At 70.5% G+C, this 25659-nt stretch carries 16 protein-coding genes; 9 read left to right on the forward strand and 7 right to left on the reverse strand.

Translation table 11 applies throughout. The features are described 5' to 3' along the window. Window positions 1-28: 28 nt before the first annotated feature. From ABD366_RS30900 to ABD366_RS30925, 6 genes are all read left to right on the forward strand, one after another. Complete coding sequence (locus tag ABD366_RS30900; RefSeq protein ID WP_324773258.1) at window positions 29-1432, forward strand: ABC transporter substrate-binding protein; 1404 nt, start codon at window positions 29-31, stop codon at window positions 1430-1432. A gap of 53 nt (window positions 1433-1485) precedes the next feature. Further along, entirely contained in the window at window positions 1486-2511 is a 1026-nt protein-coding gene (locus ABD366_RS30905; RefSeq protein WP_324773255.1) for a carbohydrate ABC transporter permease, read from the forward strand. A 14-nt stretch (window positions 2512-2525) separates the two neighbouring features. Continuing rightward, the gene (locus ABD366_RS30910; protein WP_324773284.1) at window positions 2526-3392 is read left to right on the forward strand and encodes a carbohydrate ABC transporter permease; all 867 of its coding nucleotides are present in this window, start codon (window positions 2526-2528) and stop codon (window positions 3390-3392) included. A 53-nt stretch (window positions 3393-3445) separates the two neighbouring features. After that, window positions 3446-4702: an ROK family transcriptional regulator gene (locus ABD366_RS30915; protein WP_324773253.1), complete on the forward strand. Its 1257-nt coding sequence runs from the start codon at window positions 3446-3448 to the stop codon at window positions 4700-4702. Further along, window positions 4699-5583 carry a Gfo/Idh/MocA family protein gene (locus tag ABD366_RS30920; RefSeq protein WP_324773251.1) on the forward strand — a complete coding sequence of 295 codons (885 nt, stop codon included), beginning with the start codon at window positions 4699-4701 and terminating at the stop codon, window positions 5581-5583. The genes ABD366_RS30915 and ABD366_RS30920 overlap by 4 nt, the downstream gene beginning before the upstream one ends. 262 nt (window positions 5584-5845) lie before the next feature. After that, on the forward strand, window positions 5846-10873 hold the full coding sequence (locus ABD366_RS30925) for an AAA family ATPase (RefSeq protein WP_324773249.1): 5028 nt from the start codon (window positions 5846-5848) through the stop codon (window positions 10871-10873). 22 nt (window positions 10874-10895) lie between these two features. Here the strand turns inward: ABD366_RS30925 and ABD366_RS30930 are convergent, their stop codons facing one another. Next, window positions 10896-11315 (reverse strand): hypothetical protein, encoded by a 420-nt coding sequence (locus tag ABD366_RS30930; RefSeq protein ID WP_324773247.1) that lies wholly within the window; start codon window positions 11313-11315, stop codon window positions 10896-10898. Between the two features lie 167 nt (window positions 11316-11482). Here ABD366_RS30930 and ABD366_RS30935 point away from each other — a divergent pair, with 167 nt between their 5' ends. From ABD366_RS30935 to ABD366_RS30945, 3 genes are all read left to right on the forward strand, one after another. Next, complete coding sequence (locus ABD366_RS30935) at window positions 11483-12967, forward strand: VMAP-C domain-containing protein (RefSeq protein WP_324773245.1); 1485 nt, start codon at window positions 11483-11485, stop codon at window positions 12965-12967. Then, a complete protein-coding gene (locus ABD366_RS30940; protein WP_324773243.1) occupies window positions 12964-14412 on the forward strand; it encodes an SAV_2336 N-terminal domain-related protein in 1449 nt (482 codons plus the stop codon). The genes ABD366_RS30935 and ABD366_RS30940 overlap by 4 nt, the downstream gene beginning before the upstream one ends. Window positions 14413-14662: 250 nt before the next feature. Further along, the gene (locus tag ABD366_RS30945; protein ID WP_324773241.1) at window positions 14663-17200 is read left to right on the forward strand and encodes an NACHT domain-containing protein; all 2538 of its coding nucleotides are present in this window, start codon (window positions 14663-14665) and stop codon (window positions 17198-17200) included. Here ABD366_RS30945 and ABD366_RS30950 read toward each other — a convergent pair. The 6 genes from ABD366_RS30950 to ABD366_RS30975 all read right to left on the reverse strand — a co-directional run bounded on the left by ABD366_RS30950 (window position 17121) and on the right by ABD366_RS30975 (window position 25598). Continuing rightward, entirely contained in the window at window positions 17121-17975 is an 855-nt protein-coding gene (locus ABD366_RS30950; RefSeq protein WP_324773238.1) for an endonuclease/exonuclease/phosphatase family protein, read from the reverse strand. The two genes, ABD366_RS30945 and ABD366_RS30950, sit on opposite strands and share 80 nt — an antisense overlap. 96 nt (window positions 17976-18071) lie before the next feature. Next, window positions 18072-21230, reverse strand: a complete 3159-nt coding sequence (locus ABD366_RS30955; RefSeq protein WP_324773236.1) for a glycoside hydrolase family 38 N-terminal domain-containing protein — start codon at window positions 21228-21230, stop codon at window positions 18072-18074. A 50-nt stretch (window positions 21231-21280) separates the two neighbouring features. Continuing rightward, window positions 21281-22459 carry a glycoside hydrolase family 76 protein gene (locus tag ABD366_RS30960; protein ID WP_324773234.1) on the reverse strand — a complete coding sequence of 393 codons (1179 nt, stop codon included), beginning with the start codon at window positions 22457-22459 and terminating at the stop codon, window positions 21281-21283. A gap of 45 nt (window positions 22460-22504) precedes the next feature. Next, the gene (locus ABD366_RS30965; protein ID WP_411293835.1) at window positions 22505-23326 is read right to left on the reverse strand and encodes a carbohydrate ABC transporter permease; all 822 of its coding nucleotides are present in this window, start codon (window positions 23324-23326) and stop codon (window positions 22505-22507) included. Further along, entirely contained in the window at window positions 23323-24285 is a 963-nt protein-coding gene (locus ABD366_RS30970; protein ID WP_324773229.1) for a carbohydrate ABC transporter permease, read from the reverse strand. The genes ABD366_RS30965 and ABD366_RS30970 overlap by 4 nt, the downstream gene beginning before the upstream one ends. Next, a complete protein-coding gene (locus ABD366_RS30975; RefSeq protein ID WP_324773226.1) occupies window positions 24282-25598 on the reverse strand; it encodes an ABC transporter substrate-binding protein in 1317 nt (438 codons plus the stop codon). The genes ABD366_RS30970 and ABD366_RS30975 overlap by 4 nt, the downstream gene beginning before the upstream one ends. Window positions 25599-25659: the final 61 nt, after the last annotated feature.

The raw sequence follows: 25659 nt of genomic DNA on the forward strand, positions 1-25659 counted from the left end.
GTCGGCGATGAGGCGATGAGGACAGGCAATGCGCACCAGGACCCGCTGGTCGAGGACGACCGCGGCCAGCGTCACGGCAGCTCTGGGCATGGGACTGCTCACCAGCTGCTCCGGCAGCACCGGACCGGGCACGCCGGACCGCGAGATCACCGTCTGGTCGCAGGAGAACCTGCCGGACCGGGTCGCCGCGACGCAGAAGATCATTGACAGGTTCGAGAAGAAGACGGGCGTCAAGGTCCATCTCGTCGGTGTCGACGAAGGGCAGATGCCGCAGCTCATCATGTCGGCCGCCGCCTCGGGACATCTGCCCGACGTGATCGGGGCCGCCCCGCTCGGCCAGACCTGGCAGATGTACACCAACGGTCTGCTGAACACGGACATACCTCAGCAGATCGTCAAGAAGTTGGGTGCCAAGACGTTCAACAAGAACGCTCTGGACCTGACCACCGACAACGGCGTGAACCTCGGCGTCCCGTCCGACGCCTGGCTCCAGCTCCTCGTCTACCGCAAGGACGACTTCGCCAAGGCCGGTCTCGGTACGCCGGACAGCTACGGCAAGCTGCTGAAAGCGGCGAAGAAGCTCAGCACGAAGGGCCACGACGGCATGTCCGCCGCGACGGACCCCTCCGACGTGTTCACCTCGCAGAGCTTCGAGAGCCTGGCCCTGGCCAACGACTGCCAGATGATCGACGACCGGCACGAGGTCACCCTGGACTCGCCGAAGTGCACAACCGCCTTCGACGCGTACGACAAGCTCGCCCGCCAGTACGGAGCGCCCGGCACCCAGACCGTCGACTCGACCCGCGCCACCTACTTCGCGGGCCGCTCCTCGATGATGATCTGGTCCTCGTTCCTCCTCGACGAGCTCGCGGGCCTGCGCAAGGACGCTCTGCCCAGCTGCGAGCAGTGCGGCAAGGACCGGCGGTTCCTCTCCGAGAACACCGGTGTCGTCACCGCCCTCAAGGGCACGGGCTCCGCCAAGGCCGCCCAGTTCGGCGAGGTCACCTCCTGGGTCACCACGAAGACCGCCGAGACCGCCGCCTCCCGCCAGTTCATCGAGTACATGATGGGCCGCGGCTACGAGTCCTGGTTCGGCCTGGCCCCCGAAGGCAAGATCCCGGTCCGCCGGGGCACGGCCCAGGACCCCGACAAGTACCTGGCGGCCTGGCGCCACAGCAGGATCGGCGTCGACACCCGCAAGCCGCTCGACGCGGTCTACTCGCCCGAACTCCTCGACCGGCTGGCCGACGGCGTCGGCGCCATCCGCCGCTGGGGTATCGAACAGGGCGAGGGCGCGCTCATCGGCGCCACCAACGGCGAACTGCCCGTCCCCAAGGCCATCGGCGCCATGACCAGCGGCCAGACCTCCGCCTCCGAAGCCGCCCGTGAGGCCCAGGACGAGGTCGCCGCCCTGAAGAAGTCCCAGCAGTAGCCGCGCGAGCAGCAGCCCCAGCCGTACGCCCCAGTTCTCACGAAAGCCGTGTCATGACAACCCCCACCACCAGCGCGGAGAAGCGCCCCAGCCCTCCGGACGGAGCGCCGGACCCGTCCGCGGGCAGCCGCCGCGCGCGCCGCCCGCTCACCATGAGCCGCCGCGAGGGCCGCGCGGGCCTCGCCTTCGTCAGCCCCACCTTCGTCGTCGTGCTCGTCGTCGTCGTGCTGCCGATCCTCTGGACGATCCTGCTCGCCTTCCAGCACGCGAAGCTCGTCGACATCCAGGGCATGGGCCTCTTCGGCAACTGGAGCCTGGCCAACTTCGAGCAGGTCTTCGACTCCGCCGGATTCTGGTCCAGCCTCGGGACCACGCTCCTCTACACCGCCGGCGCCACCTTCGGCTCCGTCGCGCTCGGTCTCGTCGCCGCGCTCGCCCTGCGCCGGCCGTTCCGCGGCCGTGGCCTGCTGCGCGCCGCGATGCTCCTGCCGTACGTGGCGCCCGTCGTGGCCGTCGCGTTCGTCTGGGAGACCGCGCTCAGCCCGCAGTACGGCATCGTCAACGACTGGGGGCAGCGCTTCTTCGGCTGGGACGACCCCATCGCCTTCCTGTCGACGCGCGAGTGCGAGGTCCACCTCCTGGGCCTGCACTTCGACATCCCCCTGGCGCTGCTGACCGTGATCGCCTTCGAATGCTGGCGGTACTTCCCGTTCGCCTTCCTGTTCATCCTGGCCCGCCTGCAGGCGGTGCCGGACAGCCTGGAGGAGGCCGCGCAGGTCGACGGTGCCACCCCGACCCAGCGCTTCCGGCACATCATGCTGCCGCAGCTGATGCCGGTGATCGCGCTGTTGTGCGTGCTGCGCTTCATCATGACGTTCAACAAGTTCGACGACGTCTACCTGCTGACCGGCGGCGGAGCGGGCACCGACGTCGCCGCCGTGCGCGTCTACGACTTCCTCACCTCGCGCTACGACATCGGCGCCGCGGCCGCCCAGGCCCTCGTCCTGGCGGTCGCCCTCATGGTCGTGCTCGGCCTGTACTTCAAGTTCTTCGGCAACAAGATGGAGGAGGAGTCGTGACCCGCAAGGCGGCCATGACGCGGGCCCAGTTCGAGGAGAGGTTCTTCGGCGCCGCGCGGTGGGTGGTCATCGCCTTCCTCGTACTGATCACCTGCGTGCCCTTCTACTACATGCTGCTGCTGTCGGTGAAACCCATCGACTCGCTGCTGCTCGACCCCGGCTCCCTGTGGGTGTCGGCCAAGCAGTTCACCCTCGCCACGTACAGCGAGGTGCTGCGCTCCACCGGCGACGGCGGCCAGGGATTCCTCCAACTCCTGCGCAACTCCGCCCTCGTGTCGCTCGGCACGGTCGCGCTGACCCTGCTCGCCGCCGTGCCCGGCGCGTACGCGATCAGTCGCCTGAAGTTCTTCGGCAACCGCCAGATCAGCGCCCTGTTCCTGGCCGTCTACCTGTTCCCGTCGACGCTGCTCGCCGTCCCGCTCTTCGTCATGTTCGCCAAGATGGGACTGTCCTCCAGCCTCGTCGGCCTGGCGATCGTCTACGTCGCGCAGACCGTCCCCGTGGCGATCTACATGCTCAAGAACTATCTGGTGACGATCCCTTACTCGATCGAGGAGGCCGCCGCCCTCGACGGCTGCAGCCGCCTGCAGACCCTGCGCAAGGTGATCCTGCCGGTGGCCCTGCCCTCGCTGATGGCGACCGGCCTGTACGTGCTGATGATCGCCTGGAACGAGTTCCTGTTCGCCCTGCTGTTCCTGGCCGCCGACCCGGACAAGTGGACGGTCTCCCTCGGCCTGGCCCAGCTGGCCAACGGCATCGAGGTCTCCAAGACCGTCCTCATGGCCGGATCCGTGGTGCTGACGATCCCCGTGGTAATCCTGTTCTTCGCCGCCGAACGCCTGCTCACCGAGGGGCTCACCGCCGGCGCGGACAAGAGCTGACCGACACGGAACAGCCGCACAGGGCACCAGGACCTCACGAGGGGAACGACGCGATGACGACGCCGAGTCCGGCGAGCGCCGGAGGGCTGCTGCAACTGATCCGCGGCGGCCGGGCCAACACCCGGACCGACCTCCAGCGCGCGACCGGCATGTCCCGGTCGACGGTGGGCCACCGACTCGACGAACTCAACCGGGCCGGCTGGCTGCGCCAGGACACCGGCACGTCGACCGGCGGCCGGCCCTCCCACCGGATCGTCTTCGACCCCGGCCACGCCGCCGTGATCGCGATCGACCTGGAGACCCGCTACGCCCGTATCGCCGTCCTCGACCTCGCGGGCACCATCCTGGCCGAGCACACCGGCGACCTGGACATCGGCGACGGCCCCGACCGGGTGCTCGACGAACTGGCCCGCCACTTCCCGGACCTGCTCGCCGCCGCGGGCACACCCGCGGAGAAGGTCTGCGGCATCGGCCTGTCCGTGCCGGGCCCGGTGGACTGGGACAAGGGCCAGATCATCCAGCCGCCGATCATGCCGGGCTGGGACAAGTTCCCGGTCCGGGAGCGGATGCAGGAGGCGTACGCACAGCATGTGGGCGCCTGCATGCAGGACACGCCCACCGGGGCCGTCCCCGTGTTCGTGGACAACGACGCCAACCTGATGGCGCTCGCCGAGCAGCAGGCGGGCCACCGCGACTGCTCCGCGTTCGTCCTCGTCAAGGTTTCCACCGGCATCGGCGCCGGCGTCGTCGTCAACGACGAGTCGTTCCGCGGCATCGACGGCGGCGCCGGCGACATCGGCCACATCCGCCTGCACGACCGGCCCGACGCCCTGTGCATGTGCGGCTCCTACGGCTGCCTCGCGGCCGTGGCCAGCGGCGGCGCCCTCGCCAGGGAACTGTCCGCCCAGGGACTGGACGTCACCTCCGCCACCGACGTCAAGGCGCTCCTGGAGCAGGGCCACCCCGACGCGGTCCGGCTCGCCCGGCAGGCGGGCCGCCGGGTCGGCGAGGTCCTCGCCACCGTCGTGACCCTGCTCAACCCCGGCGTCCTGATGCTCGCCGGGGACCTCGCCGGCATCCCCTTCATGACCGGCGTGCGCGAACTGCTCTATCAGCGCGCGATGCCACGTACCACCGCCCATCTGAACGTCGTCACCTCACGCCTCGGCGAACGCGCGGGCCTGATCGGCGCCGCCGCCATGGTGGTCGACGTCCTGTACGCGCCGCAGCGCGCCGACGCCCGGCTGCGGGCGCTCACCGAAGCGGCACCCACCGCCCCCACCGCACCGAAGCCCCAGGAAGACCAGTGACCGAAACCGCCGCATGGACCCACGACCCCGTCCGGGTCGGACTCGTCGGCGCCGGCCCGTGGGCCCGCGCCATGCACGCCCGGATGCTGGCCGCGGGACCCGAGACCCGGCTCACCGCCGTCTGGGCCCGCCGCGCCGAGGCCGCGCGGGAGACCGCCGCGCCCTACGGAGCACGAGCGGCGGCGAGCTTCGGCGAACTGCTCGACCACTGCGAGGCCGTGGCCTTCGCCGTGCCGCCGTCCGTCCAGGCCGAGTTGGCGCCGCTCGCGGCCAAGGCGGGCAAGGCGCTCCTGCTGGAGAAGCCGCTCGCGCTCGACCTCGCGGCGGCCGAGCGCCTGGTGGACGCCGTCGACGAGGTGGGCGTCGTCTCCCAGCTCGTCCTGACCAAGCGGTACCACCCGCAGACCCGGCGGTTCATCGAAGAGGCCCGCAAGCTCTCCGTCACGGGCGCACGCTCCTGCTACCTCCACGGGGCGTTCCTCGGCGGCGAGTTCGCGACCTCGTGGCGCCTGGAACACGGCGCCCTGTACGACCTCGGCCCGCACCTGCTCGACCTCCTCGACGCGGCCGTCGGTCCCGTCGTGGACCTTCGAGCCACCGGTGACTCGCGCCGCTGGATCGAGCTGACCTGCGAGCACGAGAACGGGGCCGTCAGCCAGGCGTCGCTGTCGGGCTCGGTCGCCCGCGAGCGGTCCCTGACCCGGGTCGAACTCTTCGGCCCCGGCCCCGAACTCGTCTACGACACGGCGGGGATCGACCACGACGAGTGCTGGCCCGTACTCCGCCGCGAATTCGCCGACGCGGTCAGGGCGGGCCGCTCGAGTGAGCTGGACGCCCACCGGGGCCTGCGGTTGCAACGGCTGCTGGCGCGGGCCGCGTAGGCGGGATCAAGGCCGGAGAACGCATGGGAACGCACGAGGAATTCCGGCAGTGGAAGCCTCGCCGCGGCGGGTGATTCCCGTTACCGGAGCGGCAGTTGACTACTCGTGTGCCCGCCGGACGGCACCCCTTGCTTGAAAGCTCAGCCATATGCCGCACCAGGGGGGTCGGCATATGCCAATCGCCCTTACGCTGACTATGTGTGATGTGCGGCACATCTAGACGCCGCCATGTGCCATGTGCCAGGTGCCAACGGGGGGCGCTGTGGAGTGGACGGTCGAATTCGAGGCGGACTGTGGCATCGACGAAGAGGAATGGGGAGGCATCCGCTCGGCGCTGTCGAACGTGCCCTCGGAAGGGGGCGTCGGGCACTGGCCGGGCGAGCTGCGGACGGTGTCGGTCGTACGCCGCCTCGCCGGCGGCCGGAGCGGGTCACAGGTTCTGGAACTGCGTCTGGAGCTGGCAGGTGCGCAGGACTCCCGGCAGCAGGTCGCCAAACTGTCCCCTCTGCAGGAAGCCGCGGAGGAGTGGCGCCGCGGGCGCGCCATGGACCCCGAGCGCGAGTACTCCACGCTCGTCCCGGTGGTGGCGGCCAGCCGTCAGGTTCTGGACCCGCCGCCGGACCAGGGCGGTTGGCCGCGCCAGGTCGTGGTGTACCAGCATGCGCAGGAGCGGGAGGGGGCCGGTCCGCGGGGGCTGCGGACGCTGGAGGACATCGTCCGTGCGGGCGTGCTGTCCGCCGACGCCACCGAGCAGTCGTGCCACACCCTGCGCAAGACGCTGGCCCGTCTGGCCGTCCATCTGCACCGCAACGCGCAGGCCCGTGACGCGAAGCTGGCCGGCAGCAATCGGTCGCTCGGCGTGGATGTCCACCTGCGTTATGAACGTGTCCGGCCCGACGACGTCGCGGTGGAACTCAGCGTGGGCTCTCCCGACGCGGAGGAACTCCGGCGGACGGAGCACGACGGTGAGAGTCTGCGCCGCGCGTCGACCGCTCCGCCGGGGCCGGCGAGGACTCTCGCCCCGGGTCAACGGATCGCCTTTCGCGTAGACCGTCCTGTCCTGACTCCGAAGGTGCTGGAAGGCACCGTGGACCATGTGGCCTCCGTGCGCGTGGTGGGGCACGGGGCCGGTGTGAACAGGGATCTGGCGCGTGAACTCGCCGACCTCGCCAGTGTTCGCCTGAGCGCCGAGGTGGTGCAGACGCGCTCGGCGCTGTGGTCACAGCGTCTGGTCGGCTTCCTGGACCTGTCGCAGGGCGACGAGACCGCCGAGCACCTGCGCCATCAAGGGCTCACGGTGGACCACCCGCTGCGCAGCCTGCACGGCATCCTCGCCGCTTCCCGGCGCAAGCGCGTCTTCAGCGTCCTGCACGGCGACCTGAACCCACGCAACATCCTCCTGGTCGACTCGCACGCCTACGTGATCGACTTCGCGAACGCGTTGAAGCAGGACGACGAGAACGCCCTCACGTTCAGCGATTACACCTGGCTCGAGGTCTGCCTGCTGCGCGAGCTGGAGGACGCGGGCCTGTCCTGGGAGCAACTGGTCGGCGTGCAGCGCAAACTGGCCGTGCTGTGCACACTCGCCGAGCACCAGGTCGCCCTGGACTGCCTGGACAAACTGGTGGCGTCCCTCGCCCACCAGGCCCAGGAATCCGACCGAGGCGCTCGCCTGCTGCTCGTGCTGTGGGAGGTGCGCCGGGCGGCGATGCAGCTGGCCGCCGGAAAAGACGCCGAACGCCCCGCGCGTCAACTGCTCGAGCACCTGACGCTCTCGGCGCTGCGGGCGCTGAAATTCCCCGACCGGGAGCAGAGCGCCCACCGCGTCCGGTCCTGCGCCGCCGTCGCCGGGGTGGCCGGCGAAGGACTACGGGAAGATCACCCCACCCTCTTCTCGACCTGGGACGACGAGCAACTGGCCCTGCTGCGGGCCGCTTTGCTGACTCCCCACACCCAGCATCACCCGCACGTCATAGATCTGCTCATCGCTGCCCAAGGCGCGCAGGAGGGCGAGACGGCGGGTTTTGATCCGCTGCTTCTGCAGGCCATCGTGGAGGGACCCGCGCGTGCGGAGCTGGCCGACCTGCGCCGGAAATGCTCGTTCACCTTCGCCTACATCCCGCTCACCGGCCGCTACCTGGAGGTGGGTGAGCCCCTGATCCCGCAGGGAGACGGGGCGCTGGACCCCACCCCGCGCGAAGCTCTGGACCTGCTGACGGGGCGGCGCCGGCACCTGGTTCTGGTGGGGGAGTGCGGGAGCGGGAAGACGACCGTCGTCTCCGAGCTCCGCGCCCGCCTGCTCAGCGGAGATCTGCACACCCGGGACGAGAACGGGGCCGGCGGCCCGAGCACACCCTGGCCGCTGCTGGTCAAAGCACTGAGTCTCCGTCAGCAGCTGCACACCGGCACAGGCCCGGCCGGGGAGGAGTTCACCCCGAGTGCCGTGGCGGAGTGCCTGCGCGCCTGCGGCAGCATCCCGGCCGAGATGTCGGACGCCGTGCTCACGTGTCTGCTCCAGGCGGGCGGCATCTTGCTCATCGTCGACGAGTTCCACCAGATCGACGCCGACGACAGACCGAGAGTCCTGGCCTGGATCAAGCAGGTGAGCCTGCGCTGCCCCTCCTTGCGGATCGTGCTGTGCCAGCGCGGACTGGACTACCAGCCCGACGCCCTGGGGTGGCAGGCGGTGGCCCTGCACAAGGTGCGCGCCGCTCAGGCGAGTGACTACATCGAGGACCACATCCGCCGGCAGAACCCGATCGGATGGCGACCCCGCGTGCGTGTGCTCTACGAAGCGATCTTCCAGGACGCGGGCGCGGTCAGCCTGCGCGACCTCGCCACCAAACCGCTCTTCCTGCACATGATGGTCAAGCACTACCTGGACGAGGACGACTTCCGCACCACCAACCCGGGGCGCCTCGTCGAGGAGTTCGTCCGCCGCCTGGTGCACAGCGACGAAGAGGGCGAGATCGACCGCCGTATGCGGTTCCTGCGCCGCCTCGCCTACGAGATGGACGAACACGGGGCGGCGCTCCCCTACGAACGGGCCCTCTCGCTCCTGAACAAGTTCAACCTGCACGACCCGGAGCGGACCTTGGACGCTCTGCTGCACTCCGAAGCCATCGTGCACGACCCCAACAAGGCCTGGGTCACCTTCGCCAACCCGATCATCCACGCCTACTGCGTGGCCGCCATGCTCCAGAAGAAGCAGCCGGACGACGTGTGCGACCGCATCCTGCACTTCCACTGCCGCGACGCGGCGCAACTGCTGGTCGCGAACCCCGACACCGACCAGCGAATCGTCAGCCAGGTGCTGGAGACGGCGCTGGACGTCAACATCGTCTACGGGACCTGGCTGTTGCAGGCAGCCCCGCCGAACTGCTTCGCCCCGCTGCGCGAACGGGTGCTGCAGACCCTGCGCGACACGCTCGGCGATCCCGGCACCGCCGCTCCGGTGCGACGGCAGACGATCTACGCGCTGGCCAAGAACGGCACACCGCAGGCGAAGGAGATCCTGGAATCGGCCGCCCTCGACGGCCCCGCGGCCGCCGACGCCCTCGACGGCCTGGTGATGATGCACCAGTGGTTCGTGCCGGAGGCCGCCGAGGCACTCAACCGCGTACTGACCGTCGTCTTCGACCGGCCGCCGTCCGAGGGCGACGACGAGGTGACGGTACGCGCCCTGCGCAGTGTCGCGGCCGTCGGACTGACCGGCCTTGCGGGCCACGTCTGGGACCGGGTCACGCCGGACGGACCCTGGGCGGTGGTCGCGCAGGCATGGCAGACACTCCGGCAACTGGACATCGTCCCCAGCCGGACACTGTCCACCGTCTACGCCGACGCCTGCGCGGAGCGACTGGCGCAGCTGGCCCGCCAACTGCGCGGCAGCAGCCATACCGAGACCGAGAGAGCGGCCGTTCTCCAACTCCACCGTGAACGCATGGATCTGCTGACGGCGCTGGCGGCCCACGGACGCGTGGACACCCTTCTCGAGCACCGCTTCGGTGCGGGATTCGCCGACGCCCCAGGATGGGACCGGCTCCTGGAGACGGCTGCCGAGCACTGCACCGCGCCCGACGAGCAGGGTGCGCGGGCCGCGCTGCTTCTCGCCGACGCACAGGACAACGACTGGCCGGCGCTGCTCGCCGGAGCCGGCGACCTCGACGCCGCCGTGGCAGCACACCGCATGCTCCAGCAGGGCGAGATGCCCGCCCGCGGAGACTGGCAGGACCTCGCCTCCGCGGCGAGCCCAAGGCGCCTGCTGACCCTGGCCAGCTTTGTCCACGGACTGCACAGGCACGAGCTCGCCGCCGTCGACGACGTCGTACGTATCCATGCTCCCGCCCTCGCGGACGGCTACCTCGAAGCGCTGTCCGCCCTGGTCGGCGCGGTCAGCAGCCTCGACACCCAGGCACGCCCCCGCGCGGCGCTCATGGTGGACGAGGAGCTGCGCAAGGGCGCCGCTCCGCACGCCCTCGCCTGGCCCTGGGCGCTCGCGTGGCGCCGTAGCGCACCCGACCACACCGAGAGCGCCCTCTTCCTCGACAGCCCCGGCCTCAGCACCGGCGAGAAACGGAAACTGATCAGCACGACCGACGTACTGATCGACGCGCCCTACTTCGAACCTGTTCCGCTCAGCGCCACCCACAGCGCGGCGCTGCAAGGCCTCAAGCCCCGGTCCACGGTCACCGGGATCGACGCGCACCGCTTCGTACTGATCGCCGCGAGCACCGGACTGCACCAGCAGAGCGACTACGTCCGTCAGGTCGCCTTCCACCCGGACAACGAGCACCACGTCATCCGGCACGCGCACCCCCTCCACGGGGCCGTCGACACCGTCGTCGCCGCACACGCCCTCGTCGCCCTGGCCTACCTGACGCGCCTGGAGGTCACCGAGCAACCCGACGCCGCGACCAAGGCCTACTCACTGCAGTACCAGCTCAAGGAAGTCACCTACGGCGCCGGCGCACACGAGAGCCTGCACCGGGCCCGGCTGATCGCCCTCGGAATCCTCGGCGACTGGAACACCCTCATGGAGCAACTCGACGCCGAGGAACCGCTGTTGCTGCATGCCGTGCTGAACATCGTGATGCACTGGCTCCCCGGCCCCTGCACGCCCGGCGGCCCCAAGCCCCGGCCAGGGGTGGTCACCGAGCCCGAGGCCATCGCAGCGGTGGCCGCATGGATCAACGACCGGCTCAGACAGCCGGGCATCGAAGCCCCGGCGCGAGCGGCACTCACCCACCTTCGCGACAGCGTCGAGACCAAGCTGGGCCGCTATGTGCGATGACATCGACGGCGTCAGAGGTCCTTCACCACAGACCCATCAGCTTCTGCGCGGCGGCCAGCACCGTACGCCGCCCCTGCGAAGCGCGTACCAACGCCTGATCCCGTACCGCCCCCACCCCGGCCTCCTGCACGGCGCGGTGCGCGCGCACCAGGGCCTCACCGGCCTTCACCACGTCCGCCCCGGCGAGGAGCCGCAGCCGGGTCAACTGCTGACGCATCTCCTCGTACTCCGCCGCCAACGCGGCGTGCTGCGCGTCCGACGCCTCGCCGCGCGCCGCGTCGGAATGCCGCCAACTGGACGCCAGAAACGCCACGAACGCCTCGGTCAGAGCCTCGCGCAGCCAGCGATGACGCTCCCGGCGGCCCCCCACCCACGTCGTCACGACCAGCGTCGCCGCACTGGTGACCGCGGCCGCCCACGCGGCCAGTCCACTTGCGTCCATAGAAGAGAAAGTGTGGACGGTTCACCGCTGTATCGCGCCCGAACGCGTAAATCGTCGCCACATGCCCTACCCAGCCACGGGTGCCGGCCCCACTATGGACCCGCACCGCGCCACGCACCGGCCGCCGACCCGCGGCGCACCGACCGGCTCCGCAGGAGTGATTCGTCATGACGGAACAGCAGCACACGACGGCCGGTACCGACCTCCTGGGCGACCCCGCCATTGCCGCGCTGATCAGAGCCATACAGCAGCGACTGGGCGCAAGCCCGCAGCTCAACACCCCCGAGGCCGCGCGCGACATGCTGTGGCGCGTCAAGAGCAGCCACCGCGACATCCGTCACGGCATCGACGCCTCGGCGTCCTACCGCACCCAGGTGCAGCAACTGCTCGAGCTGTGCGCCCGCGAGGTCTCCTGGGCGGAGGCGCTCGCGGGCGCCATCGAGCAGGTCACCCAGGATCCGGTGGCGGCCGCCCCCTTACGTACGCTCGCCGACTGGAGAGCCGCACAGAAATGGGTCACCGTCACGGAGCTGACCCATCTGCAACCTCTCGTCCAGGACATTCCCGAGGCCGACGCACTGTCCGCCGCCCGCGCCTGCCTGCCGCCCCTGTCGGCCGACCTCCCCCCGCACTGCACGCAGGCCTGGCCGACCGTCCTGCACCTGCTGCGGCGCAACATCCTGCCCAGCGGACTCCCGCCCTTCCTGGCCTTCCTGGAATACCTCGCGGCGTCCGCCCCGGACCAGCGCGGACGCCTTCAGCGATGGACCACCGGCAAGGCCGAGTCCTGGGGTCTCGGAAACCAGCTCCTCCAATGCCGGTCGGCGGCAGCCGACTTCGTCCTGCCCGAGCCGGGACACGCCCGCGTCATGTTCGTCCTCCTGCCCGACGGACTCAACGACGATCAGTACACCCTGCGCATGTGGCACCGGGACGGGATCGGCAGCACGTCCCCGGCGCTGCGCGACGAGGACTCCCGTGCCGTCAGGGGCGACGAACTGCGCGCCGCCGTCATCCAGCGGCTGAGCCAGTGGGTGTCGCAGACCACGCACACCGCCCAGCGTCCCCTCATCGAGTTCTGGCTTCCCCTGGCGCTCGTCAACCAGCCCGTCTGGGAATGGTGCACGGACTCCCGTCTTCCCGACCCGAACGCGCCGGTCGTCGTGCGCAGTCTGGACCGCCTCGAACTGCCCACCATCGAAGAGGCCTGGCGAGCACGCTGGGAGAGCCAGATCAACCAGCAGAGCGACGAGCCCGAGCCGCTCACACGTGTGACAGCGCCTCAACCAGCACCATCCGTACCCGTCACCGCGGAACCGGCCGCCCCGAGCGAGCCGGTCATCCTCCAGAACCCGCCCAGCAAGAGACAAGGACGCGCCGAGTTCATGGAAGCTCTGCGCACCGGCGCCCCGGCCATCCTCTGGCATCGCTACAACTGCTCCCCGGCCTTCCACACCCTCGCGCAACGCCTCATCGACGACGGCCCCCTGGACGAACTGCCCCTGCGCGTCAACGCGTTGCGTGCCGGCACGCTCTACGGCAGGCCGCCCAGCGACACCGCCCGCGACATCACTTTCATCTGGGACGATCCCGAGAACACCCTCCCCGCGGTGCACGATCTGGTGGCACCGGCCGAGGCCGGCCTCTCATGAGCGGCATCGCCGACACCGACTGGCTGATCACCACCACCCCGCAGGACAACCCCCACACGTCCTCCGACTTCCCCCTACGCGCCCTCCCGCCCCAGTCCATCTTCACGATGCCGCCCAAGGAATGGCCGAAACCGCAGGTCGAGCACGCCAGCCTGGCCGCTCGCGCCCTGCACACCCTGGACATCCTCGACGAGGACCAGCACTCGGCCAGGCCGCCCGCGCCCGTACCCAACGCACCGGGCGCCATGCCGCGCGCCCACCATCGCCGCTCCCACTGGGACCTCGTCCTCATCATCGACACCGGCGCCTCGATGGCCGCGTGGTACCCCACCGTCAACGCCTTCGTCACCAGCACCCACCGCATCCCGCTCTTCGCGGACATCCACGTCGTCAAGCTGCACAGCCAGGGCTACGACCCGCAGCGCTCCCTCTTCGACCAGGGCGCCCTCGCCAAGGCGGGACTCGGCAACGCCGAACGGCAGAAGATCGTGCTGCTCATCTCCGACACCGTGGGCCCCGCCTGGAACGCGGAGCCGCTCCACCGCCACCTCCGCGACTGGGCCCTGCACCACCCGGTCGCCATCCTCCACGTCCAGCCCCACGACGACTGGAAACGCTCCGCGCTGCGCACCACGACGCCCGTCGTCCTGCGCTCCTCGATCCTGGGCGGCCACAACCGCACCTTCGAGGTGAAGCCCACGGAGGCCGCGCCCCTCGACGCCTTGGACAGCACGCCGGAGCCCGCGGACGACGACGTGATCATCCCCGTCATGGAACTCAACAAGCGCTGGATCGAACCATGGTGCCGGCTGCTCTACTCCAGCGAATGGATCCACCAGCAGGCGTTACTCATACCTGCCACGCACCGGGCCAGACGCGATACGACCCCGCCCCAGGACATCCCGCAACGGCTCGTCGAGTTCCTCGGCACCACCCTCCCCGAAACGGCACGCCTGACAACGCTGCTCGCCGCCGCCCCGCTCAACCGCCACATCATGCAGCTCATAGCGGGCCTGCTCGCCCCCGGCACCGGCCCCCGGCACCTGGCGGACATCCTCAACAGCGGGCTCATCCAGGTCATCAACACCCACGACCCCGGCAACGCCCCGTACGACCAGGTGGTGTTCGACTTCCGCCCCGACGTACGCGCCGAACTCTTCTCCCGGCAGGGAAAAGGCCACAGCGACTGCGTCAACGTCGCCCGCATCGTCGAGGACCATCTGTCCCGCACCATTTCGGCGGTACAAGGTCTGACGCAGCGGATAGAAGACCTCAGCCCACCCGACCGCACCCAGGTCACCATCGAGAACCTGGCCTACTTGGAAGTGGAACGCGCCATCTTCGAGGCCCAGCCCCCGGGCGACCACAACCCGGCACTCAAACGAATGAGCGTCAACATCGACACATTCAAGAGCCGGCTCGGTACCAAACCCTTCCACGAATAAACCCCGCGACAACATCCACCCGGCGCGCGGAGCATAGGGGAGGACCCTGCAAGCCCGGCACGCGGACAACATCGTGCTGGCCGATCCCGAGGGCCATGAATTCTGCCTGTCCCCGGCAGGCTGTTGAGCACCGACGGATCGCCCCGGGCTCGCCGCCGAGGCCGTTGACGCTTCTCGGTGTTTCACCCCCTCGGGTGGCGGCACAGCGAACCGCACCTGTGCGGGGCCGGTGTGCGCGACTCTTCGTCGGGTGAACGATGTTGCCCCCAGGTCGCGCGTACGGCGGGCCGGGACGGTGTACCTGGTCCTGTTCGGCGGGGGCGTCCTCGGGGCGCTCCTGGTCGCCCCGAGGCTCGACGACCCGGCCACGGTCCTGGCCGCCCTGCTGCCGACCGGAGCCGGCGCCTACCTCGCCTGGTGCGCCTACCGGGCGGACCGGGCCGAAGCCGCGGTGGACGACCCCGGCGGCGTCGCCGACCGGCTCGCGATCGCCGTACACCGCCAATGGGAAAGCGAGGCACGGGTGCGACGGCTCGCGGAGCCGTATCCGCTGCCCGTCTCCTGGCGCTGCGCGGAGACGGACTTCGCCACCACCGCCGAGTCCGACCGGCTCGCCGGACACGGTGAGGAACTCGGCGCTCTCTTCACCGAGCACCTGCCCCACCGGCGGCTGCTCGTGCTCGGCGGGCCCGGCGCGGGCAAGACGGTCCTGCTCGTCCGGCTCCTCCTGGCCCTGACCGAGCGCCGCAACGCGGGCGAGCCCGTGCCGGTGCTCTTTCCGCTCGCGTCCTGGAATCCGGCCGACGAGGAACTGCCCGCGTGGATGGAGCGCAGACTCGTCCAGGACCATGCGGACCTGGCCGAAGCAGCCCCCGGCCCGTACGGGAACACCACCCTGGCCGGAATGCTGCTGGAGCGGCGGCTCGTCCTGCCGGTGCTCGACGGGTTCGACGAACTCCCCGCCAGATCCGGGGCCCTGGCCCTGCACCACATCGCCGCGGCCCTGCCGTACGGCTGCGGACTGGTGCTGTCGAGCCGCCCCCAGGAGTACCTGGCCGCACTGCGCCCGCCCACCGGAGTCCCGGCGCGACCGGCCGACCTGGCCGGCATCCATCTCGACCCCCTCGACGGCCGCAGCGTCGCGGACTACCTGGTGCACGACGCGGGCGGCGCAGGCACCCCCGCTGCGGAGCGCTGGACGCCGGTGGTGACCGCGCTCGGCAGCACCGACACCCCGGTGGCCCAGGCCCTCACCAGCCCGCTGATGGTGTCCCTGGCCCGGTCCGTCTACAACCCCCGCCCCGACGAGGGACACGGACAACTCCCCGACCCCGCCGACGTGCTGGGGCCTACGACACGGGCCGCGGTCGAGCACCATCTCCTCGACGCCTTCATTCCGGCCGCCTACCGGCGACATCCGCGCCGCCCCTGCCGGTGGACCGCGGACCAGGCCTTCGACACGCTGAGATTCCTGGCCCGACACATGGAGCACGGGCGCGACGGCGCGGCAGAAGTGGCCTGGTGGCGGCTGCACCACGCGGCCCCGGCGATGCTGCCCCGGGTGCTGGCCGGCGTCCTGCTCGGCGTACTCGGCTGGCTGGCCGAAGGCGTCACCATGGAACTGATCCACCACTTCGCCCCTCAACTGCCCGCTCCGGCCCGCTGGGACGAACGGGGCGGACTCGGCGTCGTCGCGGCGGGCATGTGCGGCGGCCTCGCGGGCGGACTCGTCGGAGGCCTCACGGTCACCATGCTCTGCGCGGCGGCCGCGGGCGCCGACGTCTCCGCCGAACTCGTGCTGCGCCGACTGGGCAACGGCGGTGCGCTGGCGCTCGTCGGCGTCATCATCGCCGGATTCGCCTACGGCCGACGGCCCGCGCCGCGTCGCCCCTCCGCCTGGAACCGGCGCGCCCTGGCCACCGGCATCGTGGCCGCGAGCTGCTACGCGCTGGCGTTCGGCAACGCCTGCGGCACGCTCCACGCGCTCCTCTACGGCGTCACGGCGGCAGCCACCGTCGGGGACGGACCGCGAAGCGAGACAGCCGCTCCGGCGGCCCGGGTGCGCTGGCACTGGAGCGCCGGGGGAGTGTGCCTGGGACTGCTGGGCGGAACGGTGCTGGGCGGCGGCGTACTGATCGAGGGCCTGTTGGCCGACGTACTTTCGGCCGGGTCGGACCGGATGTACATCGCGCCCGCCGATCCGGTCGCGGCGGCCTGGGCCGCAGGTCAGGTGGGTGCGGTCTTCGCGGTGGCCTGCCTGCTCCTGCACGCGCTGCGCACGGTGCCGGTCGACCTGGGCGCCGCCGTCGACGGGCGGGCGTTGCTGGCCAACGACCGCCGCATGATGGGTACATGTGTGGCGACGGCGGTGACCGTCGGCGCCGCCGTGATCGGCACCCAGGGCTGGTGCGCCGCGCTGTGGGGGTCGACGGGCGTATGGGGCGCGGACCCCGCCGAGGACCGGCTGTGGGTGTTCGCCGTCGGGCTGATGCCGGCCCTCCTGTCGGGCCTTGCGATCGGGATGCGGCAGGTCGCCTGGGGCCGGTACGCCGTCGCACGCTGCTATTTGACGGTCTGGGGCCGCCTGCCCCGCGATCTGATGGCCTTTCTCGCCGACGCGCACGAGCAGCGCGGGGTGCTGCGCCGGGTGGGGGCCGTCTACCAGTTCCGGCACATCGAGCTCCAGCACCGGCTGACGGAGTCGCCGGCTAGACCGGGCCCAGATCGGAGTACAGGAGGTGGTGGTCCGAGTACAGGCTGGGGCGCACGCGATGCGCGAGAGGAGTGATGCCACGCAGGAACACGTAGTCGAACTTGCTCTGCCAGTCGGTGGTCGTTTCGCAGGCGCCACCGGCGGGCGACGGGCGGCACTCCGGGTCGGTGTCCCTGGCCAGTGCCCACATCCCGCCGAGTTCGGGGGCGTCCGGCACGGCGTTGAAATCGCCGAGCACGATCGTACGGTCGTGCCGGGCGACCTCCGCGGCGAGTACGCGGACCTGCCGCGCCCGGACCTCCGGTTGCCGGCGCTCGGCGAGGTGGGTGTTGAAGACGCGGACGGGCCGGCCGCCCACCTCGGTGGTGACGGCCAGGTACCCGCGGTCCTCGGACCCGCCGTCGGGGTACTCCGTCTGCACGCGGTCCGTCATCGGTGCGGCCGAGAGAAGCGCCTGGCCGAACGCGCCGGGCCGCCACGGCAGTCCGCCGCAGCGGCTCCAGTTCCGCAGGACCGTCCCGTACTCGACGTGGTAGACGAGGCCGTAGAAGTTCTCCAGGTAGTCCCGGATCTTCTCGACATCACGTACGCAGGCCTCTTGCAGACCGAAGACCTGCGGCGCATACGTGGCGATCTCCGCGGCCCGGCCCACGTTGTGCCCGCTGCGGCCGCAGGGATTGCAGATGTTCCACGTCAGGACCCGGTTCGCAACGACCTTCTTCGCGGCGTACGACGGCAGCGCTACGGCGCTGGGGGCGCCGCTCGGGGCGCTCGGGCCGATGAGCACGATGCAAGCCGCGGTCATGAAGGCCGCGAGCAACCGCAACCGTGTGCCCCGTCCGAGCACCATCGCCTCCCCTGAAGTGGAGGGGCCTGCCCCTGTATGGGCAGGCCCTCACATGCCGTCTCCGTGCATGCCACACATGAGAGTAGAGCGTGCGCCCGGTCAGGGACGACTCAACCGCAGGGTCACGGCCGCCGTCCCGAGCGTCGGCACCTCGACCGGGATGACGCCGTCCGGTTCCGGGCGGAGTTCACTGGGGGCGAGGCCGAGGTAGTTGGTCCGCAAGGCCCCCGCGACGGCGAACGGGGTCGAAAGGCGGCAGGTGACAGGTGTGTCGGCCAGGGACTGGAGCCGGACCAGGAGTGTGTCCTCGTCCGGTGAGGTCAGCCCCACCAGACGTACCCGGGGGTCGTCCACCGTCAGGAACCGCAGCTCGGCCGGCGGTTCGGCTTCCCCGTGGGCGCGGGCGCGGACCGGCACGAGCGGGTGTGCGGTGACGGCCGCGGTACGCGCTGCCAAGTGCTCGCCGGTGACCGCGGATTGGGCTGCCTGCTCGGTGGCGGTGATGCCGACGCTGTAGCGGAAGACGTGCTCGAAGGCCTGCTGCGAGGGGAAGTTGGTGTCCCAGATGTTGTTGTGCACCCAGGAGAACACCGTGGCCGGTTCCTCCCGAGGCAGCGACGGCGGGTAGGGGACGTAGGGGATGGCGATGCCGCCGAGTTGGACGAGGGGTGCGTCGATGGTGGCCAGGGCGGCATGGTGGGCGCTGTCCGCGAGGCTGATCCAGCGCCGGACGGCGCGCATGTGCGGGGCGGACCCGGGCACGGTGTCGAGACCGGTGCCGGTGACGCCGCCGGTGGCCTCCATGCGCACGGCGGGGTCGTCCAGGGCGAAGGGGAAGGCGAAGAACGCGCTCTCCTTGGTCAGCGTCGCCGGCTTGTCGATGCGGTTCTCGATGTCGATACGTGCCGCGTCGTGCGGGAGGCGCACCGTCACACGGAGGCGGCGGGTGCCGGCCGGCGCGCACTCGTAGACCAGGGTGTGTCCGGTGGCGTCGGTGGTCCGGTCGACGAGCGCCGCCGGTGGTGCGGTGGTGCGCGAGGCGAGCAGGTGCATCGAGTCGTCGGCGACGGTCTTGCTGGACTGGTGGTTGAACCCGCCGGCCGTCGCGTACTCGTCGTACACGTAGCCGTTGAACCCGATGGCGGCGTCGTGCCGGACGAGTTCGCGGCCGGTCTGTTTGTCGACGATGGAGCCGATGCAGGCGCCCCGCAGGTCGACCGTGACGCGCAGGTGGTCGTTCTCCAGGACGGTCGGCTCCGGGACGGCCGGCTCCGCGGGCGCGTCGAAGCTGTCGGCGGTGGAGGAGTGCGCCGCGGGGACGATGTCCAGGCGCACGCTGCCGCACGCGGGCACCTCGGCCACGGGCACGTTCAGGAAACGGCCGGCGGCCCGGTGCCGTTCGTTGCTCTGGTCCTCCTGAGCGAAGGCCAGGCGGCTGCCGGTGCGGGCGTCGAGGACCTGGACCGGCGCGGTCAGCGCCACGGTGCTCTCGGGCAGGAAGAGACGGGCGGTCTCCGTCCGGTCCCAACTACAGGTGTTCACGACGTAGTAGGAGGCCAGGGCGGACGCGGCGGGTGCGAAAGCTTCGCCGAGCAGCGCGGCGGCGGAGTCCAGGAGGGCCTCCGCGTCGTCGTGGGCGCGCAGGGCCTGCGCGTACTTCCAGTGCCACTGCTTCTCGCCGGAACCGTGACCGTGTTCGCCGTGGGTCCAGGGGTCGCCCCCGCCCCAGGTGTGTTCGTTGAACAGGGAGGCGGCGCGGTAGACGGACGGCGCCGTCGTGGTGACGGCGGTGCTGCCGGGCACGCCGAGCAGGTGGGCGTAGCCCGCCACGGTCTGCGCCTCGGACAGGGCGGCCTGGCCGCGGCGCGTGGCGGCGAGCGGTACGGCGCCCGCGCCCACTCCGTCGACCCACCAGTCGGTCCAGTCGCCGTGATAGGTCTCGAGGCGGTCGCCGACCCGCTGTTCGGCGTCCTCGAAGAAGTCCTGGTTGCGGGAGGCCCGCAGTCGCGGGAACGCCCACTGCTCGTTCCAGCGGCGCACCGTGTCGGAGATGATCCTGCGCGGCGGGCCGTTGTCCGCGAACTTGCCGAGCACGCGCAGGTGCAGCACGTCCCACGGGTAGGGGTCGGCGGTGACGGTGTTGTCCAGGATGGGGAAGCCGGGGATCCCGCGCCCCTCGTGGGGGTAGGGGAACTCGGCCAGGGCGCTGAGGTAGGCGGGCAGCAGGTCGTCGACGCTGTCGTAGGACTCGTCGAAGCCGAGGACGGAGCCTTCCATGTAGGCCAGGCCGTGCGGGGTGTCGGTGCGCCAGACCAGGACGCTGTCGCCGCTGGGTGCCTGCCAGCGGAACAGGCGGGGGAGGTTCTCCCCGCCGACGAGGTGCGGTACGGCCCGCCCCGCCCAGTTGTGGGCGACGGAGAGGTAGCGGATGCCGTTGCCGGCCAGCACGTCGGGCAGACCGACGACCTGGCCGGGTACGTCCGTCTGCATGGCGGTGCGGATCTCGATGCCGTGGCGGTCCCGCAACTCGGTGACGGGGCGCAGGAGTTCATGCAGTTCGTCGGTGGAGCAGGTCTCCGTGTGGAGGTTGAAGGGCATCGCGGACAGTTCGATGCGGCCTTCGCGTACGCGGTCCAGGAAGGTGTCGATCTGCCGGCGGGGGCGGTTGGCCTGCCAGTCCTGGAAGGAGTGGAAGCCTTCGACGGCCCAGCGGAACCGGGCGTCGTCCGGCCAGTCGTCCGTGTCCCGGCACAGCTCGAGCAGGGAGTCGAGGTAGGCGCGGCTCTCGGCCATGACGCGGCCCTGCGGGTCGGTGTAGCCGATGTCGAGGTGGGAGTGCTGTACGAGGTGCAGGGTCCAGTGGCGCTGCGGGTGGGCCTCGAAGGGAAGCTGCGTGCCCTCCTGCAGGTCGGGGAGTTCGATCAGCAGGGGTGTGGGTGCGTCGACTTCCGGTATCAGGACGCGGGTGTCGTCGCCGGGGCCGGAGAGGATCTCGCAGTGCACGGGTGTGCCCCCGCCGGTCGTCACCCGGGCACGTGTGAGGCGCGGCTGCGGGTGTGCCGCGCCGGGGTGGTGGTGCACCCGCACCCGGATGGACTGGAGCAGTCCGCCCCGGCCGTCGCGGCGCAGCAGCGGTTCGCCCGCCAGCTGCACCCGCAGATCGCCGAGGCCGGCGGTGGTGGCCACCCGGTTCCGCAGAATGTCGCGCGCGAGGTCGGAGTCCCACCAGGAGGGCCGGGTCAGCGGTGGCTTGGGCATGGTGCGTGCGTGTCCTTTGCTTCGGGGGTGGGGCGGTGCGCGGCGCCCGGTCAGGAGGTGGCGTCGGCGAGGGTGGCGTAGATCTGGACCATGGCCGACTGCCCGAGGGTGGCGGCCGGTCGCGCGGCGTCGTAGTCACCGCCGCCGGAGGGCTGGAAGCGGTAGAGGCCGGTGGCCGGGTCCCGGTTGGACTTGTAGGTGCTGTCCGCGTAGGCGCTCATGGCCTTCAGGTAGGCCGGGTCGGGGCGGACCGCGTCCAGGGTGAGCAGGTCCTTGAAGTAGAAGGCGTTGAACACGGCCGGCTGGTCGTGCAGTCGGCTGCCCCGGGTCCAGTGGGCGAGGGAACCGTGGGCGTCCTCGACGGCCTTCTTCAGGTAGGCGCGGTCGCCGGTGCCGAGGTAGAGGGCGGCGGCGGTGCCGATCATGGCGCCCGAGTTGTAGGTCCACAGGGTCTCGTTGGTGCTGCCGTCGTCGCCGCGGTCGTTGGCGTACAGGCCCGGTGCCGTGCGCATGCAGGAGTACACCCAGCCGTACCACTTCTCGGCCTTGTCGAGGTAGGTGCGCTTGTGGGTGTGCGTGTAGAGGCGGGCGGCTAGCTGGGCGGAGAGCGCGGTGACATTGGTGGCGCGGACGGTGTTGTTCGGCGAGTCGAACCAGTCCATGCCGCCCGGGCACGCCTTGGCCGTGTCGTCGTCCCAGGCGCGGGAGACGATGGGGACGACCTGCTCGGCCTGCTTCAGGTAGCCGCGGTCCTTCGTCTGCTCGTACTGGTCGAGTTGGCTCAGGGCGACCACGGCGTTGTCGTCGTAGTACACGTCGCCGCCGGTGCCCAGCGGGGCGGGCAGGTAGGACTGGTAGCCCGGCCGGTCGGTGGCGCCGTTGTACAGGTCGACCGTGTCGAAGCGTTCCGCGGCGTCGCGCCGGTAGTGCGGACCGGTGCGGGGGAGTTGCTGCATGTCCACCGCGGCGGCGGCCGCCTCGCGCAGCGGCCACAGGAAGGAGTGCTCCAGGTCCGTGTCCTGGCGCGGGGTGTGTTCCAGGTAGAGGCCGTGGTGGTCGGCGCCCTCGTAGAGATGTGTCTGCAGGGCGTCGTACGCCTGGGTGGCGCGGTCGGCCCATCTACCGGAAGCAGAGGTCGAGTCGGTGGACTGTGCGTGGGCGGGAGTGACACTCCAGAGCAGGCCGGCGCAGACGGCGGTCACCGTGGCACGGCGGAGCAGCGATCGCATGGTTTTCCCTTCGCGGCGGTGGAGAGGGAGCGGAGCGCCCGCGGATCAGCGGGTGATTCGCAGGCTGCTGATGAAGAAGCGCTGGGCGGAGAAGAACAGCACCAGCGTCGGCAGGGACACCAGGAGGGCGCCGGCCAGCACGACCGGAGGGCCGACGTTGGAGTAGTTGCCCTGCAGGTCGGCGAGGGCGGCCATGACGGGCCGGATGTTGCGGCTCGTGGTGAGGGTGATGCCGAACATGAGGTCGTTCCAGACCGCCACGAACTGGAACACGAACACGGCGATCATGGCGGACCTGCTCAGCGGGACATGGATCTGCCAGAAGACGCGCCACCAGGACGCACCGTCCATGCGCGCCGCCTCGATCACTTCCCGCGGCAGCGTCAGGGCGTAGTTGCGCATGACGAAGAACGCGAAGGGGATCGCGATGGCCGTGTAGATGAGCACGAGGCCGAACTGCGTGTCGTACAGGGACGATTCGGCGTACGACAGGAAGAGCGGGCGGATGAAGACCTGGAGCGGCAGCAGCGTTCCGGAGTAGATCACCCAGAACCAGAGCACCCGCCGCTTCACCGGCATGATGATCGTGGCGAAGGCGGCGAACGTGGCGACCACCACGGCGGCCACCGCACTGGCGACGGAGTACACGAGGCTGTTGCCGAGCGCCGGTCCGAGGTGGGCCTTGTCCCAGGCCTGCGCCATGTTGGCGAACAGTCCGAAGTCCTGGGGCAGCCAGTGCGGGCTGCCGGAGTAACTCCCGGCGGGCACCAGGGCGTTGACCACGAGGAGCCAGGTCGGGACGAGCCACAGTGCGGCGAGCACCGCGACGGTGCCGTTGCGTACCACTCGGCCAAGGGTCATGGTCATTCGCCTTTCACGTCGAGCTGACGGCGCAGGTAGAGCCAGGACGCCGCCAGCACGATCACGGTGAGCACGACGGCGATCGCGGCTCCCGCGCCGGGCCGCAGCTCCAGGAAGGTCTCGTTGTACATGGACACCGCGAGGGTCTCCGTGGCCCGTCCGGGGCCTCCTTGGGTGAGCACCCAGATCAGGTCGAAGGACTTGAGCCCGTTGACCAGGCTCATGCCGATGACGATGATCGACACGGGTCGCAGCTGCGGCAGCACGATGTGGCGGAACTGCTGCCAGCCCCCCGCGCCGTCCAGCGCGCCGGCCTCGAGGGTCTCCGGCGGGATGGACTGCAGTCCCACCAGGAAGAGGATGACGGCGACCCCGGTGGCCTGCCAGGCGTTGGCGAGGATCATCACGACGCTGTTGCCGGGCCAGGTCAGCAGCCAGCCATGGGCCAGCGAGTCCAGGTTGAGGGCCATGAGGACCTGGTTGACGGCGCCGTCGGTGGTGAGCATGAAGTTCCACACCACCGCCACCGCCGAGCCCGACAGTGCGTAGGGCAGTACGACGCAGAGCCGGGCCAGGCGCGAGAAGCGCGAGGCGTTGGTCATGCAGGCGATGGCGAGGCCGAGCACGAAGGGCAGCAGAACCGTGCCCGCCACCCACATCAGCGTGTTCTGGATCGAGCGGAACAGCGCCGGATCGGAAGCGAACAGCGTGTAGTTGTCGAACCAGCTGAACGGCGAGGTCCGGGTGTCCCCGAAGAAGCTGCGGTAGACGGTCCAGGCGAACGGGGCCAGCAGGAAGACCGCGACCAGGAGCACGGCCGGAGCCATGAACCCGCCGGCCGTCAGCCGTTCCCGCTGCACGCGCCATGAGGGGGTCATGGGCGTACGCCGTCCGTCGCGCGGGGGAGTGGGGGCGCTGCCGCCGTCGGGTGCGGCGGTGCGTGCGTCGGTCGTTGAAGTGCTCATGCTTCGTCGCGCCTCCAGGCCGCCCATTCGTCTTGAGCCCGCTCCTGCATCCGGCGCAGGGTGGTGGCGGGCGAGGTCTGCCCGGCCATGAAGCCGCCCAGGTCATCGGTGTTGCCCTGGATGAGGCTCGGCGGGCTGGATTCCCAGTAGCGGATCAGCGGGAGCCGCCGTTCCTGTGCGACGTCGCGCTGCAACTGGGCCACGACCGGATTGCCCGAGCGCACCTTCGGGTTGGCGGAGCTGTCCTGAAGGAAATCGCTCCAGGTGCGCTGGACGGGCGGCGCGAGCCAGGACCCGACATTGGCCATGGCTGCCTCGTGCGAGGAGGCACGGCTGGGAACGGTGAAGACGCCCGACTCGGCGATCACACTCTTCGGGGTGGAGTCCCGCACGGTCGGCAGGATGAACGCGCCGTAGTCGACGTCCGGTTTCATGCCGGCGGCGGCGATCCCCTGGGCCTGCCAGGTGCCGTGGAGGAACATGCCGACGGTGCCCTCCTTCAGCGCGCCGGGCCCGCGCGCCTGGTCGAAGTCGGGTGACGTCATCCAGCCCTTGCGGATGAAGTCGTGCCAGATGTCCATCGCCCGGCGGGCCGCGTCGTCGGTGTAGGAGGCCTTGCCCGCGATCAGCTTCTGGTAGAAGTGCGGGTCGACCTTGGTGACCAGCTCCTGGAACCACTCGGTCGCGGGCCAGCCACCGCTCTGGCTGCCGAGAAACGGCGTGATCTTGTTGCGCTTGAGGACTTCGGCGCAGTCCAGCAACTGCGCCCAGCTGCGCGGGACGGACAGCCCCAGCCTCTTGAACACCGGCTTGCTGTAGAAGAGCACGTAGTACGACTCGTAGAGCGGGATGCCGTAGACCTTTCCGCGGTACGACACCGCGGAGCGCGAGGCGCCGCGCACCCAGCCCTTGGCCGCGTACGTGTCCCAGACGCCGGACAGATCGGTGAGCCCGCCCGCCCGCGCCAGGCGTTTGAGCTGGTACCCGGAGGCCCACTTGACCAGGTCGGTGGCTTTAGACGTCTGCAGAGTCATCTGCACGACCTGCTGGTACGAGGTCACCGAGGGGTTCGACAACGGCCGCAGCGCATAGCCGGTGATCTTCTCCAGTTCACGGCCGGCCGAGCGGTACCCGTCGTCCCAGGTCGCGTTGTCGTTGGAGATGCTCGTGGTCCCCGGCTGCGCGGACGTACTGTCCCCGCGCGCACATCCCGCCGCCGTCAGGGCGGCCGCACCGGCGGCCGCTCCGGCGAGGAAGCGGCGCCGAGCGAGCGCCGTGGCGGCGCTGCCGGTCCTGCCCGATGCTGCTGACATTGATCACCTTCACGAGCTCGGGCCACCTGCATTGCATGGCCGGATGTGAACCAGAGGGCAC

Source organism: Streptomyces kunmingensis (assembly GCF_039533535.1).
In the GTDB taxonomy this organism is placed as follows: domain Bacteria; phylum Actinomycetota; class Actinomycetes; order Streptomycetales; family Streptomycetaceae; genus Streptomyces; species Streptomyces kunmingensis.

Excerpts from the sequence above, each read along its gene's own strand:
- ABD366_RS30900 (WP_324773258.1), top strand. The coding sequence starts at position 29 with ATGCGCACCAGGACCCGCTGGTCGAGGACGACCGCGGCCAGCGTCACG.
- ABD366_RS30905 (WP_324773255.1), top strand. The coding sequence starts at position 1,486 with ATGACAACCCCCACCACCAGCGCGGAGAAGCGCCCCAGCCCTCCGGAC.
- ABD366_RS30910 (WP_324773284.1), top strand. The coding sequence starts at position 2,526 with ATGACGCGGGCCCAGTTCGAGGAGAGGTTCTTCGGCGCCGCGCGGTGG.
- ABD366_RS30915 (WP_324773253.1), top strand. The coding sequence starts at position 3,446 with ATGACGACGCCGAGTCCGGCGAGCGCCGGAGGGCTGCTGCAACTGATC.
- ABD366_RS30930 (WP_324773247.1), bottom strand. The coding sequence starts at position 11,315 with ATGGACGCAAGTGGACTGGCCGCGTGGGCGGCCGCGGTCACCAGTGCG.
- ABD366_RS30935 (WP_324773245.1), top strand. The coding sequence starts at position 11,483 with ATGACGGAACAGCAGCACACGACGGCCGGTACCGACCTCCTGGGCGAC.
- ABD366_RS30940 (WP_324773243.1), top strand. The coding sequence starts at position 12,964 with ATGAGCGGCATCGCCGACACCGACTGGCTGATCACCACCACCCCGCAG.
- ABD366_RS30950 (WP_324773238.1), bottom strand. The coding sequence starts at position 17,975 with ATGGTGCTCGGACGGGGCACACGGTTGCGGTTGCTCGCGGCCTTCATG.
- ABD366_RS30955 (WP_324773236.1), bottom strand. The coding sequence starts at position 21,230 with ATGCCCAAGCCACCGCTGACCCGGCCCTCCTGGTGGGACTCCGACCTC.
- ABD366_RS30960 (WP_324773234.1), bottom strand. The coding sequence starts at position 22,459 with ATGCGATCGCTGCTCCGCCGTGCCACGGTGACCGCCGTCTGCGCCGGC.
- ABD366_RS30965 (WP_411293835.1), bottom strand. The coding sequence starts at position 23,326 with ATGACCATGACCCTTGGCCGAGTGGTACGCAACGGCACCGTCGCGGTG.
- ABD366_RS30970 (WP_324773229.1), bottom strand. The coding sequence starts at position 24,285 with ATGAGCACTTCAACGACCGACGCACGCACCGCCGCACCCGACGGCGGC.
- ABD366_RS30975 (WP_324773226.1), bottom strand. The coding sequence starts at position 25,598 with ATGTCAGCAGCATCGGGCAGGACCGGCAGCGCCGCCACGGCGCTCGCT.